Source organism: Bradyrhizobium sp. 197 (assembly GCF_023073375.1).
Lineage (GTDB): Bacteria > Pseudomonadota > Alphaproteobacteria > Rhizobiales > Xanthobacteraceae > Bradyrhizobium.
Window position 1 is genome coordinate 56,299 of the sequence record NZ_JADPJJ010000177.1, and the last position, 16,924, is coordinate 73,222.

Consider the following 16,924-nt stretch of genomic DNA (forward strand, 5'->3'; position numbering starts at 1 on the left):
GACATGACCCAGACCAACAACCGGTTTTTCGACGAGATCGGCCGGCTGATGAACGATGCCGCCGGTGCCGCCCAGGGTGTCAAGCGCGAGGTCGACACCGTGTTGCGCACCCAGGCCGAAAAATTCCTGCGCGACATGGACCTGGTCAAGCGCGAGGAGTTCGAGGCGGTCAAGGACATGGCCCGGCTCGCCCGCGAAGAGAACGAGGCCCTGAAGGCTCGCATCGTGGCGCTGGAAGCCAAGCTCGGCGGCTAAGGCGCCAACCCGGAACGAACCGCGGCATGAAGTTCCCGGGTTTCGCCGCTCCATCCGGGCTATCCGGTCCTCACCGGCGGCCCATTCTCCTTGTCATTTCCGCATCTTCCGGGTAAAAGCCCGCCACGTCCGCGGCCCCCGCACCCCTGGAGGCTTGCTGCGGCGTATGCCATGGGCCGCCTTGCGGCCCATTAACTTTTGCAAAAACAAGGACTTAACGTTATGGCGACCGTCAAGGAATTGAAGGCGACCGCACGTCCGAAGAGCGGCAAGGGGGCCGCCCGGGCTGAGCGTCGCGCCGGGAGAGTGCCCGGAGTGATCTATGGCAACAACCAGCCCCCGCTGACGATCTCGATCGAAGATCGCGAACTGCGCACGCGCATCCTTGCCGGCCGGTTCCTGACCACGCTGGTCGACATCGACCTCGAAGGCAACAAGCACCGCGTGATTCCGCGCGACTACCACCTCGATCCGGTCAAGGACTTCCCGATCCACGTCGACTTCATGCGGCTCGGCGAAGGCGCCACCATCCGCATCAGCGTTCCCTTGCACGTGGTGAAGGCTGAAGGTTCGCCCGGCGTGAAGCGCGGCGGCGCCGTGAACATCGTTGCGCATGCGATCGAGCTCGAGTGCGGTGTGGAGAACATCCCGCAGTTCATCGAGGTTGATGTCGGTTCGCTCGAAATCGGCCACTCGCTGCATCTCTCCGATATCAAGCTGCCGGCCGGTGTGAAGGCGCTGACCTCGGAGGACGCGACCCTTGTGACCATCGTGCCGCCGTCCGGCTACGCCGAAGAGCAGAAGGCTGCGGCTGCTGCTCCGGCTGCGGGTGCTGCTGCTCCGGCGGCCGGTGCTGCCGCTCCTGCTGCGGGTGCTGCTCCGGCAGCGGCTGCCAAAGCTCCCGCTGCCAAGGCTCCCGCCGGCGGCGACAAGAAGAAGTAATCTCTCAAAGCCGGCGCGCGGTCTCTGATCGCGCGCCGAGCGAGGGGCGCGCCGCGTCATGCGACTCTTTGTTGGGCTCGGCAATCCCGGCCCGAAATTCGCACGTAACCGGCACAATGTCGGCTTCATGGCCGTCGACGAGATCGCGCGGCGTCACGGTTTCGCGCCATGGCGCCGCAGGTTTCAAGGCGAGACCTCGGAAGGCACGCTCGGTACTGAGCGCGTGATCCTGCTCAAGCCGGCGACTTACATGAACGATTCCGGCCGCAGCGTTCAGGAAGCGGCAAGCTTCTTCAAGATCGCACCGGGCGACGTCACCGTATTCCATGACGAGCTCGAACTGCCGCCGGGCAAGGTGCGGGTGAAGGTCGGCGGCGGCATCGCCGGCCACAACGGCCTGCGCTCGATCTCGGCGCATATCGGCAACGAGTACCGCCGGGTGCGGCTCGGCATCGGTCATCCCGGCGTCAAGGAACTGGTGCACGGCCACGTGCTGTCGGACTTCGCCAAGGCCGACAACGACTGGGTGGCGACGCTCTGCGACGCGGTGGCCGAGCACGCGGCACTGGTTGCCAAAGGCACGGACGCGACCTTCGCCAACAGGGTGCATCTCGCCATGCAGGCGAAGGGATTTTTGACCAAGGACGACAACGGCAAGGAATAACGCTCGTGGGATTTAAATGCGGGATCGTCGGATTGCCTAATGTCGGCAAATCGACCTTGTTCAATGCGCTGACCGAGACGGCCGCGGCGCAGGCGGCGAACTATCCGTTCTGCACGATCGAGCCGAATGTCGGCGAGGTCGCGGTGCCGGATCCGCGGCTCGACAAGCTGTCGGCGATAGCCAAATCGGCGCAGATCATCCCGACCCGGTTGACCTTCGTCGACATCGCCGGCCTTGTGCGCGGTGCGTCCAAGGGTGAAGGCCTCGGCAATCAATTTCTGGCCACCATCCGCGAGGTCGACGCCGTCGCGCATGTCGTGCGCTGCTTTGAAGATTCCGACATCACCCATGTCGAAGGCAAGATCGCCCCGCTCGCCGACATCGAGACCATCGAGACCGAGCTGATGCTCGCCGATCTCGACAGCCTCGAGAAGCGCGTCGACAACCTCTCCAAGAAGGCCAAGGGCAACGACAAGGACGCCAAGGAGCAGCTCGACCTCGTCAATCGCACGCTGGTGCTGCTGCGCGAGGGCAAGCCCGCGCGCCTCGTCGAGCGCAAGGCGGAGGAGGAGCGCGCTTTCGGGATGCTCGGCCTGCTGTCGTCCAAGCCTGTGCTCTACGTTTGCAACGTCGAGGAAGGCTCGGCCGCGACCGGCAATTCGTTCTCGAAGGCGGTGCAGGAGCAGGCTGCCAAGGAAGGCGCCATTGCCGTCGTCATCTCGGCAAAAATCGAATCCGAGGTCGCCACCATTTCACGTGACGAACGCGCCGACTTCCTGGAGACGCTGGGTCTCGAAGAGGCCGGCCTCGATCGCCTGATCCGCGCCGGCTATACGCTGCTCGACCTCATCACCTATTTCACGGTGGGCCCGAAGGAAGCGCGCGCCTGGACCATCTATCGCGGCACCAAGGCGCCGGGTGCGGCCGGTGTGATCCACACCGACTTCGAGAAGGGTTTTATCCGCGCCGAGACCATTGCGTATGAGGACTATGTCGCGCTCAACGGTGAAGCCGGTGCCCGCGATGCCGGCAAGCTGCGCCTCGAAGGCAAGGAATACGTCGTCGCCGACGGCGACGTGATGCATTTCAGGTTTAATACGTAAGATTCTGGAGTTCGTGCCCCGGACGCAGCGCAGCGCTTCTTCAGCGGAACGCTGCAGAGCCGGGGCCCAGGAGTCTTGATTGGAGATGCATGGGTCCCGGCTCTGCGTCGCGTCATTTCATGCCGCGCCGCGTCCGGGACACGGAAGCCCTACCGCAATCCGCCGCCCTGGTCCCGGATCGCGCCGAGATGCTCGTTGATGCGGAAGATGATCAGGATCAGCTCCGCGACGATGCGCGAGAACACGATGCCGACGACCACGCTCGCGATCGACGACAGCAGCATCAGGAAACCGCCGAACGGGCTGATCGCCATCATCGCGAGGCCGGAGAAGATGCCGGAGAGGCCGAACAGGCAGATCAGCGCGATCACCAGCCAGTAAAAGGTCTTGATGATCGTCGGCGTGATAAAGCGGTCCCGCCTAAACCGTCACGAGGAAGTCCCTCTGCCGCAACGACCTCTTGCGCCGATCGCTTCGAGGGGAACAGGTCTACACCGCCCATGATCGCAGATAAGCGCGCATAGAGACTGATCTCATAGGGTGCGCCCTTCGCGGTCGGATGGACCAAGACAGAGTCCATGATGTTGGCAAAGGCCAACCGGCATTCCGGGTCATCCGGGTTCCGCTTTAGCTTGGCGTGCAGGGTTTCGATGTTGCGTCCGAAGGCAGTCAAGGCGGTCGGGTGAATGGCCGTGATGTTGGATTGTACACCGAGCAGACGGCTACGTTCCTGCAATGCGGCCCGCTCGATCTCCTTGGTTTTGATCATCTCCATCAGCTCTTTGACCGGCACGTCGCTTTCGGCCACGGCGTCGGCCAGCCGTTTGATTTGCACGTTGAGACGATCGAGCTGCTTTTGGGTATGTTGCCGATCCTCGCTGTCTTGCTTGGACAGGCGAGCGAATTCGGCGGCCTTCGCCTTTGCCTGCTCCTTGATGAACTCGGGATCAGTCAACTGGCTGTGCATGCGCTCGACGGCTAATTGCGTGAGGCTGTTGAGATTGTAGCTCTTGGTATTGTCGCAGGTTTTGCGATAGATCGCAGACGAGCAGCCGACGCGTTTTCCCGATTGGGGTGTCGCCACAACGGTCATCTGTCCGCCACACGCGGCACAGCGGGTCAGCCCTGAGAGCAGATGTTCCTTGCGCGGTATGACGGCGCGCTGCTGGTAGCCGCTGCTGGGCAGACGTTTGAGCGCGCGCTTTGTGCGGATAGCGTGTGCTGCATCCCACAGCTCGCGGGGAATGAGCGCTAGTCCCGGCTTGCTGATGACGATCAGATCGGCCTCGTCCGCCTTGCGCTTCACCCGCTTGCCGGTGGACGGGTTCTTGACGTTGAAGAACTGATTCTTGACGTATTCACCTATGTAGAGCCGATTGCGGATCAGGCCGGCGCTCTTGCCGAGGCCACCAACGATCGACTGATGGCTCCAGAACGGCGCGCCGGACGGCGATGGTATCCCGTCGTGAGCAAGTCCGGCAACGATCTGGCGCGGCGTCTTGCCGACTGCGTACTCAGCGAAGATGCGGCGCACCGTCGCCGCCTCCTTCTCATTTATCACACGCTCGCCGGCCTTGCCGGGCACGGCGTCGTAGCCATAGGCCGGGGGCGTCACAAACCTGCCGTTCTCTACGGCGCGGTCATGGCCGCGCCGGACGCGCATGGCGAGCTTCTTGATGTAGTCGGCATTGCTGTGGCTGTCGAAGGTCAACTGCATGTCGCTGACCTCGCCGCTCTGGGTGAACAGCTTCACATTGCCAAAGTTGAAGCGGTCGGAAAGCCAAAACAGGTCAGCCTGACTGCGGGACAGGCGATCAGTAGCTTCGACCAACACCGCGTCGAATTCGTGCCGTGACGCCGCGCCGAGCAGATCACGGGTGAGGCCGGGCCGATCAAACAGTGTCGTCGCGGACTGTGCTCGGTCAGCGTAGTAGTGTCGCGGATCAAGTTTCAGATTCAGTCGTTTTGCCGCCTTCTCCAGCATCGCGAACTGATCCTCGATCGAGGTGTCCTTCTGAAGATCGCTGGAGTAGCGCGCGTACAGCGCGGTCCGCAGAATTGGTGTCGGCTTCGTCATGGTGCCCCCTCAAGCGCGCATATTCTTCCCTTGCCTCCAATCGTCCTAGCGCTCTTGCCAGTCCAAGCCACTGTTCCCGGTGGCTGGAATGGTCGATGTTGCGGGGATCGTCGGGAGGCAATTCCCGAACCCGGCCGGCTTGCTTTAGCCGCTTCGAGAATCGGGTACCCATCACAAAGACTCACTGATGGACGCTAACGGAAAGTTCCACGGTGCGCCATCGCGCCCGGCTTCAGTTGGGAAGGTCACTCCAGGCTCTGGGGCTTGAATAGACGGCTGACATCGCCGACGCAGGATGATCCTCCACGACAACGGCGGAGGCAACGCGGCGGCCGCATTTTTTTGTACAGAAGTCCGCCGTCACGGGACGTGACACGGTGCGAACGCGGAATGTAACGGCGCATCGCCAAAAAGAAATCATGCGTTTTTCTAAGGCCATGATCCAGAACGTCATTCGGGCGCTCAACCGTCAGGCCAACTGACGGTTCAAGCTCCAACGAAAAGCGGCGTGAATTGACGAGTTGCGCTGCTCCGATAAATTGACTGTTGCGTCGCGCCGGGCGAGCGCAACGCCCTCTGCGGCGGGTCGGCCGCTCACCCAAGCCTGCGGTGCTCAAATGGACTTCAACCGAGTCTTCTTGTCCCCGATGCGCCTGCGCATCTGGGAAAACTTGCGCCAATGCGGCGACAGCAACACCTTCGTCGGCGTGATGGCAGACCTCGACATCGTGCATCCCGGCACGCTCAGCGATCATGTGCGCGCCCTTGAAGATGCAGGCGTAGTCGAGGTGAAGAAGTGCTTCGTCAGAAGGCGGCCGCAGACCACCATCGCGATCACCGCCAACGGTCGCGCCGAGTTCGAGCGCCTCGCGTCCGGGCTCAATAAGATGGCTGGCACGACATCATGAAGAAGCACCCGGCGACCACACCGCCGAGCGCTCCTTACCGCAGCAAGACGGGCGTAGTGTCATCATGAAGCTGACCACGACCAAGACGCTCTACTTGCGCAGCCGCAACGGCAAGCAGACGAAGGCGAGGCTCGGCGGCAAGTCGGCGCCGAAGCGCTCCCGGCAGGTTCCCGGTTCAACGCTTCGGTGCAATGATCTGGAGAGGTTTTACCGTGATCGATATGGCGCGTTGCTGCCAGATGATGATGCCGGGCGTGCCGACGCCCTGATCATGCTGCACCACATCTACTTCCGGCAGGCCGTGGATCGCCCATGGCTTATGAACGAGTGGCTCAATCGATGCGCGCCATTCATTGTTGGTGAAGAGCGGGAGGCGATGATCGCCGCCGTCTTCCGTCGGCCGATGAAGTACCGGGCCGACCGGCTCGCTCAGGAGCTTGGCCTGACCTTCGCGCGGCGCCAGCGCCTCGGTATCACAACCATCGGCGCCATCGATGTCACCGCCGAGCAGCGCAAGGAGAGGCAGAAGATGAAGGACACGGAACAGCACGCCAAGAGGCGCCGTGACGCCGGCCGGATGACGCGTCACGAGTATGTAACGGCGTCATTGAGCAAGATCGCGCCGTGGCAGGTCCAAGGCATCAGCCGGCGGACATGGTATCGCCGGCAGAAGCAGGCCGCCGAGCAGGCAAAAACACATTATGCTGCCGACGCACCTGTGCCACGCATCTCGCATGCGCTCGTAACCATCAGCCTTCTTTAGCAACGGCACAAGTTCGTCGGTAGCATACTTACTTGCACTGCTGCCGACACACCTGTGCCACCGTTTGCTCAGGTGCAGCGGCGTGATGGCCGCCCGTCGCCCGACAGGGCGCGGAGAGGGCGGCTGTCACACCGCGAGCATGGGAACGAGATCATCAGCGCCGTGACGTCCGCTGCGCATGGCTGCGCTCCCATCACGGCTCGCAGTCCCGATGAGGAACCAAGAGCCTTGGCTACCACCGAGTCTATAGCCGCGCGCGCGAGAACGCCGGCAGCTACTTACGATCTAGGTGGCGTAACGGACGTAACGGCCGGGCGGGCGAAACTTTCCCCCACCCACGGGGGCGCAGATAAATGGGTTCGGCTTAAACCCAATTACTGACTTCGCCGGATCCGAATCCTTGCGATCTGTGGGCGGAGGAGTAGGTTTGAGCGATGAGCAAGACCATCGAGCAGCGAGACGGCAAGGGCCGCTTTCAAACTGGCCACAAAGCGGCCGGTCCGGGTCGACCGGTCGGGGCGCGGTCCAAACTTGGCCAGGCATTCCTCGAAGACTTGCGCGACATCTGGCAGGAACACGGCGTCACCGCGCTGCGCAGGGCCGCGCTCGAAGACCCGAGCCGCTTCATTGCCACCGTCGCCAGTCTCCTGCCGAAGCAGTTGGATGTCGCGGTCGAGCACGGAATTGACCCTCAGGCCGTTCTCACCAGCTTCAGGACCGCTGTCGCAAGTCTTCAGGCCGATGCTCCGCCGCCGCTCAAGGTGATCGATGGCAAGCGCGTCTGATCGAGCGCGCCGCATCCGCCAGCAGGCGACCGAGCTGCGTGACGCGCCGCCTCTCGACTACGATCCCGAAAGCCCGCTCACCGCCGCGCTCTCCTCCGCGACCATCCCTGAAATCTTTGCGGTCGTGATCGCCGCCGCCCGGAACGAAGGCGTCGATGAGGTCGAGCGCATCGAGATCATGCTCCGCGCTTTCGAGCCGGCTGTCTCGCAACAGGAGCTGGAGGGCTGGGGCGATCTGTTGGGCAAGCTCGGCTATCGCAAGGTCAGCGTGATGATGAAGCGGCTGCGGCGGCATGCGCCGTCGCGGCCGGCGATGACGATCCTCGATAAGGTCAAGGCCCGCCAAGCCGCGCGATCAGCTTTCAAAAAGCAACAGAATTGAAAGATCGTCATTGACCCTAGAAAACAAGGGCTTTATAACTTTCATTATTAGAGCTTTCATAATTGGATTGGACGATGGCGAAGGTTGGTTACGCGCGGGTCTCATCGAAGGGGCAGGACTACACGGCCCAGGTTGCCGCGCTCAAGGCCGCCGGCTGCGAGCGTATCTACAGCGAGAAGGCCTCGGGCAAGTCCACTGACGGCCGGCCGCAGTTCAAGAAGCTGATGAAGGCGCTGCTGCCGGGTGACACTGTTGTCGTCGCGAAACTTGACCGGCTCGCGCGCTCGACGCGCGATCTGGCGAACATCCTGCACGAGCTTAACGAGCAGAGCTGCGGCCTCACCTCGCTGGGTGAGCCATGGTGCGACACCACGACCGAGATCGGCAGGCTGATGATCACCATCATGGGCGGCATCGCCGAGTTTGAGCGCGGTCTGATCCGCGCCCGCACCGAGGAAGGCCTTGAGGAGGCCAGAGCCAAGGGCACCAAGTTCGGCCGCAAGCGCGCCATGACGCCGGAGGAAGTCCGCGTGGCCGCCGAGCGCTATGCCAAGGGCGAGACGCAAGCGCAGCTCGCTGTCGTCTATGGCGTCAGCGAGGCCACGATGTGGAGGGCGTTATCCTGACGGCGCGGCGGCGAGATCGGCCACCGGGGCAGGGGAGCCGTCCCCCCCCCGGGGCCGTCCATCGGCCGGCCTCTGCTGAAAATCAGTTCCCCTCCCAACCTCAAAGGGGACCCATTTTTATATTTTCCAGATTTTGGGTCCCATCTGCATCGGGACCCGGTTCCTCTTTACAACTTTAAACCCTTCTAGACATCTCCGTGACCTGCGCCCGGTTGACTCGATCTCCGCCCGGATCATCATCGGCCCATCGCCGGCCCGCCGGCATTCCAAGCCCCCGACACCTCCTTGAGCGACGACTATTCTGAAACCCGTTCCAGAAAAGGTCGTGGCATGGCGCAGCAGTCCCTCAATCTGATCGATGCGATGTATGCCGCAGCCGAGGCCGCTGAGCCGATCACAGGTCGCGGCATCGGATACAAGCTCTTCACCGCCGGTCTGATCCCGTCGATGGCGAAAAAGGAAATGCAGCGCGTCTATCGTCTGTTAAGGGAGGCGCGCGAGCGTGGCATCATTCCGTGGGAGTGGATTGTTGACGAGACACGCGGCATTGAGCGTGTGGCAACCTGGTCCGATCCCGCCGAGTACGCTCGCTGTGTAGCTCAATCTTATCGCCGGGACTTCTGGAATCAGCAGCCCCATCGGGTTCAGGTCTGGTCCGAGAAGGGCACCGTGCGGGGCGTCCTCGCTCCCGTCCTTGACCAATATGCTGTCGGGTTCAATCCGGTGCACGGGTTCAGCAGCGCCACGTCGGTCCATGACAGCGCCGAGGATGATGATGGGCGTGATCTGATCGTGCTCTACGTTGGGGATTTCGACCCGAGCGGGATGTACATGTCCGAGCAGGACCTCCCCACACGTCTAGCGAAATACGACGGCGATCATATCAAGCTTACGCGGATTGCCCTGACGGTCGGACAAGTGGTGGGGCTGCCGTCGTTTCCGGCAGCCGATAAGAAGAAAGACCCGCGCTTCAAGTGGTTTGTCGGCAATTATGGGCACCACTGTTGGGAGCTGGACGCCATGGACCCCAACGATCTCCGGGATTGCGTCGAAGGGGCAATCATCAGATTGATCGAGCCCGTGGCATGGCGGCGGTGCGAGGTCGTCAACAAAGCGGAACACGAGTCTCTCAAGAACATTCTTGAGCAATGGAAGCGACCTTAAGCCGATGCCCGCCAGATCGCGCCGCAGCCCCGCCCATGCGCTGGCGTGCTCCCGCGCTCCCTCGGTGCGCTCAATCGGCGGACTCACCACGGGCCATGTGACGGGCTTGGCGGGCATGGACCGTTAAGTCGAGTAAACGACTCCCCGACTTGGCGCGGCATGTCCGCTTGGCGATCGATTGCGGCGCCGAACGGACATGGCGGGAGGTCCGAGAAGGGCCAACAACGGACATTCTTCTCGTCGCCGGTTTCGACGTAGGATCAGTCGTAATTGTTCGGGTCCTTGATGGCTATTCGAATTTCACGAGCAAAACTGATGAGAGAGACGCCAAACAATACGAGCGCTAGGGTAAACAACAGAGCAACACCTCTTTCATGAGGCAGCTCAAAAAAGGCATCTACAAATGCGAGGATCATGAGAAGGATGGTGATAAGTGCACTTCCGACGGCCCAAAAGAGCGCGTGGTTGATGAGCGCCGCACGGCGATTGAGTTGAAGCGCGTCGGGGTAATCCTTAGTCAGCCCTGCGCCTTCGTGGGGCGCAACAATGCGGCACCTGTCGATGATGCGATTTAGGCGCGTCACGAGAACAGATATGAAGCTCGCGACTGCCCCCAGAATGAATGCCGGCGCGATCGCGTGACTGATGACTTGGGAAAGCTGTGTGACTGATGGCGTCTCAAGCATGCGAAATCTGGTTGTGGAAAACGGATGAAAAAAGGTGCGCCCTCGGTGGTCCTGCGCCGAGAGCGCTGATTCTTGCGGAACAGCTTTTACTGCGCACTCAAAGCACTGGTATCTGGCGACTTCACGATAGGAGGCGGGTTCCATCTGCCAGTAAGCGCGTCGGACTTCGGGCTGTACAACCGCATGGTGAGATTAAACCCTCCCTTCGGTGAGGGTAGCCAGTTGGCCACCTTGTCCTTCCCCGGGCTCTCGTTCTGGAAATATAGGTCGAGCGATCCGTCGGCATTGTATTTGACCGGCATCCATGAGCTGACCGCTTGCCGGTCGAGGCTATTGGGATAAGCATTGCCCTGTGGATCGTACATGGTGAGGGACCAGAATGCGTTCACGGGAGGTGTCCCACCCTTATCGAAGTGGATCGTGTACTTATTCGACCCTTCGAGCGGCCTGCCAGCATCGTCGGCAAGGTTCAATGGATAGATTGCATCTTCCGGCAAGTTCGCTCCGAGCCCGAGACGGGTGACAATCGCCCGCTTGAGATAGTAGTTGCCGTATACGCCTACCGTATCGGTATTCATCGACCAACCGTTTACGACGCGCGCCACGGTCTGCAACTTCCAATCCATAAGCTTCTGACCGTCCTCCGGGACCGTATCGAGCGCCCGAGCGATGGTTGGATTTACCGTTGCGATGTCGAAGGGTTTGCCGGGCTCGATGCCCAGCTTCTTCATCTGAGCAAGAATGGGCTCGTCCGTGATGTGGGGTGGTTGCCGGCCCATTAGCTCAGCCGCATAGGCGAAAAACCGTCCGACAGGCATCGTGTCCACCTGCTCGCGTGGCGCGGTCGTCATATCCACGGAGGGATCGACTTTAAATTCGACCGGTTTCGGAGTCTTGCCCCACTCGGAGAGCAGAGTGATTTTGAAACCAGCTTGAATTTTCCGAACCGCATCATAGTCCGGCGGCCCGTCCGTCTTCGTGCGTCCGATGATCCAGACATAAGGTGTTGGCGCGTCGATCCGCAAAGTGTCCTTCGGCAGCTTGAACTCGTCGATAAAGCGGTCGCGGAGATCAGGTCTCCAACCGGGAGGTGCCACGAGAAAATTACCGGCCTGTGTTCCTGTTGTGCGCCAGCCAGGGGACGCGAACACGTCTGTCCACATGTCGAGCATCGGCAGGAGATAATACCGACCCGCAGTATCGGGGACCGAAACGACAACGGGCTCTTTCAACATATCGAGATAGGTCAGCGAGTACAAAGTGTCGTAGTTCGTGCGGACGACCGACGTGTCTGTAGCCGGAGGATAGGCTGGGACATTATGAAAGACATTCATCGGACCCCGGCCAAAACCTTTGTCCGTATTGGTGAAGTGCTTGCGCGTGATATCCATCGTGACCAGAGGGTAGAGATAAACATAGGCGTCCACGCCTATAGAGTGCGCTTCTGTCTCGGTGATCGCCGGTTGTGCGCCCTGAGCTGTTGCCCCTGACGCAAGTATGGGGCCTAAAAGGAGACCCAACGAGAGCGCAAACGCATTCCAGTTCATCTTGTCCTCCTGCTTTTGTTGAATGATTGTGCGTTGCTTCGGATTAGCACGCCACCTCATTCAACCTATCGTAGCACCCGGGCGGTGCGAGGAAGCAGAAAACGTCGCCGAAAAATACGACAGTATGACTGTCGTGCCATGAGCGAAATGTCGGCTCAGGGTCAACAGCAGAACCCAGCTTCCCGTGTTCCGGAGTCCGGTCTGCCCCAGGAAGCAGTCATCCCACTCCCGCCTGCAATGCGCTTACGGTCACCGACCCACCCGTACTGTTGTTCGTCACCCTCCACGCCGCGATGGGCTGCGCGATCGCGCCGATCGCGTTGACCGAGGAGCCAGCTGGCCCCCCGAGCTGGCTCGACTGAAAGATGGTCGGCCCCGCCGATGACGGGAAGACGCCGGTCGGATCGTCCATGGTCACGTCGATCTGCCATGTCGACGACAGCGAGGCGACGCGCACGGCCAAGCCGATGTTGATCGGGCTCGCGTACCAGCCGACGAGCTGCCACGGCGAACTTCCTGACGAGCTTTGCGTGATGTAGCGCGGCTGCATTTTGTTAAGCTCCGCTGACGCATGTGCAACTTATTGAAGCAACATCGTTGATGTAGTACGTTATCTGCGTTCAACAGTACTCGCAACAGAGAGGCGTGATGGCGATGAAGAGCCAGCTCAATGACGCTTACCAGGCGATCTACGACGCGCGCGATCAGGTCGAGCGCGCCGACCACGATTATCGCAAAGGCGGCAGTCCCGAACGACTGAACCGAGCCAACCGCGCGCTCGCCGACGCGACCCAGAACCTCTACGACGTCCAGAGCGGCGCCGTCAGAGACACGCGTTGATCGTCATCGAGCGGCATCAGAGGTCAGACAGGCGCAGCACGACATGGCAAGGCCGAGGTTCACGCGAAAGCTAGAAGGCTGGTTCACCGAGCAACACGCCGACGCTGTCGAGGCAATTGCCGATGAGCGGCAATTGACCGCTAGCGCGGTACTGCGCGAGGCGCTCGCGTTCTACTTCAAAGCGGTGGGCATCACGCCGGCCGCCCGGCCCAATGGCCCGCCCGCGCCGGCGTTGCCGCGTGAGCAATTCGATCCGAGCAATTCGCCGCGCCAAGGCGGCCAGTAGGAGGCGACAATGGCAGTGGACGTTCGAGAGGTTCAGCAACGATCGGCCGAAGCATTTTCGGCAGCATACAGCGAAGAGAGCGCGAACTACCAGCGCGCGGCGCTCGTTGGCGACACCGAGGAATGCGCGCGGTCCGCAAATGCCATGGCCGGTTTGCGCGCTACGTGCCGGGAATTGGACATGATGGCGCAGGAGGCGTTGAACCCGGCGCGGCCAGCGCCGCCGGTCAACAGGTTCGGTCTGACCGAGTTGGAGGCCGACGTCGCGCGCAACAGCTACAGCGCGCCAGGCGTTACCGACGATCAGAAGATGCAGGCCTACGCGCATAATCGCGCGAAGTATCGCCATATGGTCCAGACCGGCCAATACAGCAACGATCAAGGCTTGGTGCGCCGATGACGCTCTCGTTTCGCAGCTCGCGGCCAGAACAGTTTGCAATCATCGGCGTCGATCCTGATGGTCGAAAGCGCACGGTCGTCGCGACCAAGCGCAGCGGCGAATTTAACTGGCGCCTGGAATTGACTCACCCGTCCGGCCGCAATTGGGACGCGACGTACCACGGCGGCGCCGTGCTCGATGCGATGTCCGAATTGCTCGCCTCCAAGGATGTCGAGTTCAAGCAAGATCGCGCGCGCGGTGATCGGCCTCATGAGCCCGGACACGACTTCAATCGATCCGTCGAGAGCGACATCCCGCCAATCACTCCAACCCGGAGGTTCTGACATGTCCCGAGTCGAGCGCGTCAAGGAATATGCCAACCCGAGCTGTCGCGAGCACTGGAATGGCGAGGCTACGACGAAAAATCTGGCTCGCTGGTCAGAGAGGGCCAGCGCGAACAGTGCCAAGGCCCCGCGTGCGAGCAAGGGCGAGATGAAGCTGCCTGAAACCGACAACATCGCACTGCACGACACCGCCTCCAAGCCGCGCACGACCGCCGAGATCGACAAGCGGATGGTGGGCAAGGATGATCTTAATTCCGACGGCGGCAGCTCGTTCATGCCGGGCGTCAGACGGAAGGCCTGACAATGGCCTCCAGGCGCCATTACAAGGCTCCTCAAGGCTACCGGGACGGCGGCCGTGTTCCGGCGCCCGATGATCTCCCCCAGCCCGTAGAGGCTCAGGAGCCTGTGTCGCGCGCGGATGTAACGCCGACGCTGGCTCCCGAGCCGGCTGCTGACGATGCGTTGCGCATGGCGCTAGGTGCGCAGCTCCGCGCCGAGGAGATGGCGCGCCGGCCACGGCAGGAGCCGGTGACGCCCGACACCATGATCGATGCCATGCCGATCTCGGCGGCGAAGAAGGAGTTCTTGCGCCAGCGGCCGGAGCTGCTGCGCTCAGATCATGCAGAGATCATCCGGGAGGCCCACAGCGCGGCGCTTCAGTCCGGCATCGAGGACGACTCGGCGGCCATGTTCCGCTATCTCGGCGACGCCGTCACCGAGGAGATGCAGGCCCGGCGCCAACGTCTGGCCGAAGCCGCAAGGTCGGCGGCCGCGATGCAAGCACCACCGGAGCCGACGCCGACGATCGAGCGCATGGCCGAGCAACTGGGCACCGAGGCGCAAGCTTACGGCGAGATCAGACAGGCTCTCGGTGCCACACCGGCCGCGTTGGGCGTCGACTACACCGCGCCAGCGAGCCCGCCGCCGCGCGCTCGCATCCCTATGTCGGCGCCGGTCTCACGAGACGGCATGAGTTTTAGTGGCGTGCCCGCCGCCGCGAGCGGCCAGATCACGCTTACCCCAGAGGAACGCGCCATCGCGCGCAACTCGTTCAGCGACCCTCACATGAGCAATGCCGAGAAGGAACGCTCTTACGCGATGCAGAAGGCGAAGCTCCGCAACCTCAGACAGGCGGGGCTTTATCCTGAAAGGGAACGCCAATGATCCGTGAGTTTCGGTTCTGCGATCACGCTGAAGCCAACCTTCAATGCTGGCTTCTCTTCGTCTCCGACTTGCCCTGCGACAACCCATACCGGACAAGCCCGGCGCCGGAACCGGAGCCCTGCACCGTGACCGACATCATCGCCGAGATTCGCGCCAAGTTTGGCGATGCCGTCGCGCTGTCTCTGCGGCTCTCGGTGCATTGACATGCCCATCCCCACGGCCATTGATCGATCGATCGCCGAGATTGATGATCTTCATAACTTGGTCTTGGTCCGGCTCCGGACTTGGCAGCGCGCCGGGCCGAACCACCGCGACCCGGCGAGCATCAGGCAGGCATTGCGGGATTATGCGGACGCGGTCGTCGCGGTCGTGAACAATGCCGAGATGATCATCCCATGACGTCGTCGGCCAGACATATCCCCGGCGAGCAGTTCGCGATCAGGAGCCGCAAGGAGCTGTTCCACGCGCTCAACGAAAAGGCCACAAAAGCGGGGGCTTGGTTGACGTCGATTCCTGGAGCGCGGGATGTCAGCTTGGAGTGCCTGCCGGCGGCGACATTGCCGTCCGAGCTGGAGGCCTTGGGCTATCGTCTCACAGCGGAGCCGGACGGCCAGCGCATGCTACCGACAACCATCACCGAGAAGTTCTGGCGGACGTCCAGCGGGGCCTTGGTGCCGCTGACGGCGGACTCGACAAGGCCGGTCTCGCATGTGGTCCATCATGCTGGGCTCGTCACAGTCGAGCGGTATTCGTTTCGGCTTCCGTGATGCATCCGTCCGCTGGTGGACGAGGAGCGGACAAGCGGAAAAACGGCGCGCGAACGCGCCGCTCTCTCGTCACAATCCGAAGTGGTTTAAGCCGTGCGCCCGATCCGTCGCGCAGCTTCTTGCTTGCTGCCAACGTGCGTTTGCTCTTTCAGCACGTCGCTGACGCGGCCCCAATTGATGACATAGGCTGCGGCGATTTCGTGGTGATACTGGCCGCTCCAGCGGCGCAGCCAAACGTCAATAGCTTCGTCGAAAGTGAACTGGGTTTTGCGGGGTCGATTGTCTTGAACGAGGGGATTAGCCACGCTAAGCTCTCCATGTGGTGACGGGCATGCGAAAGCAGGCCCTTTGAGAACATCACGGAAAGCCGAGCCCGCCTGCGAAGTGTGCTCGGCTTTTCCATGCGCGAATCGGCCGGGGCCAAATCGCTGCCCCATAAGGCCAAAGCCGCAGGGGTCGCGCAAGGTGGCGCGTAAAGTCATCCGTTTCAAGGGATTGCGGGATGGTTCCCCACGATTTACAGGCAAAACCGAAGCCGAAGCCGCGCCGCCTCTTAGGTCGTTCCATTCTCGCGCCGTCGGCGCGCGGCCGCCGCGTCTCGCTCGGTTCTCGCGAGCGCGCGGGCCTGCTCAAGCGCTTCGGCCCCGGTCAGCCGGTCAGGCCCGAGCCGCCGTCAGGCTATATCGTCCCAATAGAAGTAGACGCTCGGCCGGCCATCGTCGAAGCAGACTTCATAGCTGCCGGTTTGGGGCACAACTTCATGTTTACGGATGCGGACAGAGACCATCCCGCCATGAAAGCGCGCCCATGCCCGGCTCGCAAATTGTCGATAGGTAGGAGGTCGGAACGGCGCCGAGCTACTTCGGGTGTGGAGATCGCATGAGAGAGGCCGCCAACTGAGACGGCCTTACTTCTTGTGTTCCGCAGGTGAATACATTCGCGTTCGCAAAGTGTTCGGGGCGGACTAAATACCTTGATCTAGCTCAAAGGTCGGCACAAAACGAAAACGGTCTACTCCTCGTGCACGGGCTCATTATCCGTCTTCGAGGGCGCGGGGATCAGGTCTTCCACTCGGTTCAGCCCAGCGGCTTTAAAGAGTCCGAGGACGATGACAATCGTCATCAGCACGGTTCCAATCAGTACCAGTAGCGTCCACATGGGTGACCTCCATGTCCACCCCCGCGATTAAACTCAGGTGGTCAGGTCGCGGTTCCCGAAAGAGGGACGAGAGGCCGCCAACTGA

General features: G+C 61.8%; 26 protein-coding genes. 18 read left to right on the top strand and 8 right to left on the bottom strand.

Translation table 11 applies throughout. The features are described 5' to 3' along the window. Positions 1-3: 3 nt before the first annotated feature. The 4 genes from IVB27_RS38895 to ychF all read left to right on the top strand — a co-directional run bounded on the left by IVB27_RS38895 (position 4) and on the right by ychF (position 2,964). Positions 4-255: an accessory factor UbiK family protein gene (locus IVB27_RS38895; protein ID WP_247353013.1), complete on the top strand. Its 252-nt coding sequence runs from the start codon at positions 4-6 to the stop codon at positions 253-255. Positions 256-477: 222 nt separating this feature from the next. Further along, complete coding sequence (locus tag IVB27_RS38900) at positions 478-1,197, top strand: 50S ribosomal protein L25/general stress protein Ctc (protein ID WP_247353015.1); 720 nt, start codon at positions 478-480, stop codon at positions 1,195-1,197. Between the two features lie 58 nt (positions 1,198-1,255). After that, entirely contained in the window at positions 1,256-1,861 is a 606-nt protein-coding gene (pth, locus tag IVB27_RS38905; RefSeq protein ID WP_247353017.1) for an aminoacyl-tRNA hydrolase, read from the top strand. Between the two features lie 5 nt (positions 1,862-1,866). Further along, the gene (gene ychF / locus IVB27_RS38910) at positions 1,867-2,964 is read left to right on the top strand and encodes a redox-regulated ATPase YchF (protein WP_247353018.1); all 1,098 of its coding nucleotides are present in this window, start codon (positions 1,867-1,869) and stop codon (positions 2,962-2,964) included. Between the two features lie 149 nt (positions 2,965-3,113). On the opposite strand, the gene IVB27_RS38915 is transcribed toward ychF, so the two are convergent. After that, entirely contained in the window at positions 3,114-3,371 is a 258-nt protein-coding gene (locus tag IVB27_RS38915) for a DUF4282 domain-containing protein (RefSeq protein ID WP_247447898.1), read from the bottom strand. Continuing rightward, positions 3,332-5,041 carry a recombinase family protein gene (locus IVB27_RS38920; RefSeq protein WP_247447858.1) on the bottom strand — a complete coding sequence of 570 codons (1,710 nt, stop codon included), beginning with the start codon at positions 5,039-5,041 and terminating at the stop codon, positions 3,332-3,334. The genes IVB27_RS38915 and IVB27_RS38920 overlap by 40 nt, the downstream gene beginning before the upstream one ends. Before the next feature lie 647 nt (positions 5,042-5,688). Here IVB27_RS38920 and IVB27_RS38925 point away from each other — a divergent pair. The 6 genes from IVB27_RS38925 (at position 5,689) to IVB27_RS38950 (ending at position 9,669) form a co-directional block, all read left to right on the top strand. After that, positions 5,689-5,949, top strand: a complete 261-nt coding sequence (locus tag IVB27_RS38925) for a transcriptional regulator (protein ID WP_247447899.1) — start codon at positions 5,689-5,691, stop codon at positions 5,947-5,949. 64 nt (positions 5,950-6,013) lie between these two features. After that, positions 6,014-6,712, top strand: coding sequence for a hypothetical protein (locus IVB27_RS38930; protein ID WP_247447859.1), 699 nt, complete (start codon positions 6,014-6,016; stop codon positions 6,710-6,712). Between the two features lie 434 nt (positions 6,713-7,146). Next, entirely contained in the window at positions 7,147-7,497 is a 351-nt protein-coding gene (locus tag IVB27_RS38935; protein ID WP_247447860.1) for a hypothetical protein, read from the top strand. Next, the gene (locus IVB27_RS38940) at positions 7,481-7,879 is read left to right on the top strand and encodes a hypothetical protein (RefSeq protein WP_247447861.1); all 399 of its coding nucleotides are present in this window, start codon (positions 7,481-7,483) and stop codon (positions 7,877-7,879) included. The genes IVB27_RS38935 and IVB27_RS38940 overlap by 17 nt, the downstream gene beginning before the upstream one ends. 74 nt (positions 7,880-7,953) lie before the next feature. Further along, positions 7,954-8,505 carry a recombinase family protein gene (locus IVB27_RS38945; protein WP_247447862.1) on the top strand — a complete coding sequence of 184 codons (552 nt, stop codon included), beginning with the start codon at positions 7,954-7,956 and terminating at the stop codon, positions 8,503-8,505. Between the two features lie 285 nt (positions 8,506-8,790). Further along, positions 8,791-9,669 carry a hypothetical protein gene (locus tag IVB27_RS38950; RefSeq protein WP_247447863.1) on the top strand — a complete coding sequence of 293 codons (879 nt, stop codon included), beginning with the start codon at positions 8,791-8,793 and terminating at the stop codon, positions 9,667-9,669. 260 nt (positions 9,670-9,929) lie between these two features. Here the strand turns inward: IVB27_RS38950 and IVB27_RS38955 are convergent, their stop codons facing one another. The 3 genes from IVB27_RS38955 to IVB27_RS38965 form a co-directional block, all read right to left on the bottom strand. After that, on the bottom strand, positions 9,930-10,355 hold the full coding sequence (locus tag IVB27_RS38955) for a DUF2721 domain-containing protein (protein WP_247447864.1): 426 nt from the start codon (positions 10,353-10,355) through the stop codon (positions 9,930-9,932). Positions 10,356-10,441: 86 nt separating this feature from the next. Then, on the bottom strand, positions 10,442-11,902 hold the full coding sequence (locus tag IVB27_RS38960; protein WP_247447865.1) for a DUF1254 domain-containing protein: 1,461 nt from the start codon (positions 11,900-11,902) through the stop codon (positions 10,442-10,444). A gap of 217 nt (positions 11,903-12,119) precedes the next feature. Beyond that, on the bottom strand, positions 12,120-12,452 hold the full coding sequence (locus tag IVB27_RS38965) for a hypothetical protein (RefSeq protein ID WP_247447866.1): 333 nt from the start codon (positions 12,450-12,452) through the stop codon (positions 12,120-12,122). A 98-nt stretch (positions 12,453-12,550) separates the two neighbouring features. Here IVB27_RS38965 and IVB27_RS38970 point away from each other — a divergent pair, with 98 nt between their 5' ends. Genes IVB27_RS38970 through IVB27_RS38980 form a run of 3 tightly spaced genes read left to right on the top strand, consistent with a single transcriptional unit; the run spans position 12,551 to position 13,427 of the window. Further along, on the top strand, positions 12,551-12,742 hold the full coding sequence (locus IVB27_RS38970) for a hypothetical protein (RefSeq protein WP_247447867.1): 192 nt from the start codon (positions 12,551-12,553) through the stop codon (positions 12,740-12,742). A gap of 43 nt (positions 12,743-12,785) precedes the next feature. Then, complete coding sequence (locus IVB27_RS38975) at positions 12,786-13,028, top strand: hypothetical protein (protein ID WP_247447868.1); 243 nt, start codon at positions 12,786-12,788, stop codon at positions 13,026-13,028. 9 nt (positions 13,029-13,037) lie between these two features. Beyond that, entirely contained in the window at positions 13,038-13,427 is a 390-nt protein-coding gene (locus IVB27_RS38980; protein WP_247447869.1) for a hypothetical protein, read from the top strand. On the opposite strand, the gene IVB27_RS38985 is transcribed toward IVB27_RS38980, so the two are convergent. Further along, positions 13,406-13,678, bottom strand: coding sequence for a hypothetical protein (locus IVB27_RS38985; protein ID WP_247447870.1), 273 nt, complete (start codon positions 13,676-13,678; stop codon positions 13,406-13,408). The genes IVB27_RS38980 and IVB27_RS38985 overlap by 22 nt on opposite strands. Before the next feature lie 73 nt (positions 13,679-13,751). Here IVB27_RS38985 and IVB27_RS38990 point away from each other — a divergent pair, with 73 nt between their 5' ends. Genes IVB27_RS38990 through IVB27_RS39010 form a run of 5 tightly spaced genes read left to right on the top strand, consistent with a single transcriptional unit; the run spans position 13,752 to position 15,681 of the window. Further along, on the top strand, positions 13,752-14,051 hold the full coding sequence (locus IVB27_RS38990) for a hypothetical protein (RefSeq protein WP_247447871.1): 300 nt from the start codon (positions 13,752-13,754) through the stop codon (positions 14,049-14,051). Between the two features lie 2 nt (positions 14,052-14,053). Beyond that, on the top strand, positions 14,054-14,914 hold the full coding sequence (locus IVB27_RS38995) for a hypothetical protein (protein ID WP_247447872.1): 861 nt from the start codon (positions 14,054-14,056) through the stop codon (positions 14,912-14,914). After that, positions 14,911-15,117: a hypothetical protein gene (locus IVB27_RS39000; protein WP_247447873.1), complete on the top strand. Its 207-nt coding sequence runs from the start codon at positions 14,911-14,913 to the stop codon at positions 15,115-15,117. The genes IVB27_RS38995 and IVB27_RS39000 overlap by 4 nt, the downstream gene beginning before the upstream one ends. A gap of 1 nt (position 15,118) precedes the next feature. After that, positions 15,119-15,313, top strand: coding sequence for a hypothetical protein (locus IVB27_RS39005; protein WP_247447874.1), 195 nt, complete (start codon positions 15,119-15,121; stop codon positions 15,311-15,313). Further along, positions 15,310-15,681, top strand: a complete 372-nt coding sequence (locus tag IVB27_RS39010) for a hypothetical protein (protein ID WP_247447875.1) — start codon at positions 15,310-15,312, stop codon at positions 15,679-15,681. Before IVB27_RS39005 ends, IVB27_RS39010 begins: the two co-directional genes overlap by 4 nt. 86 nt (positions 15,682-15,767) lie before the next feature. Here the strand turns inward: IVB27_RS39010 and IVB27_RS39015 are convergent, their stop codons facing one another. Continuing rightward, positions 15,768-15,986 carry a hypothetical protein gene (locus IVB27_RS39015; RefSeq protein ID WP_247447876.1) on the bottom strand — a complete coding sequence of 73 codons (219 nt, stop codon included), beginning with the start codon at positions 15,984-15,986 and terminating at the stop codon, positions 15,768-15,770. A 706-nt stretch (positions 15,987-16,692) separates the two neighbouring features. Next, a complete protein-coding gene (locus IVB27_RS39020; RefSeq protein ID WP_247447877.1) occupies positions 16,693-16,839 on the bottom strand; it encodes a hypothetical protein in 147 nt (48 codons plus the stop codon). Positions 16,840-16,924: the final 85 nt, after the last annotated feature.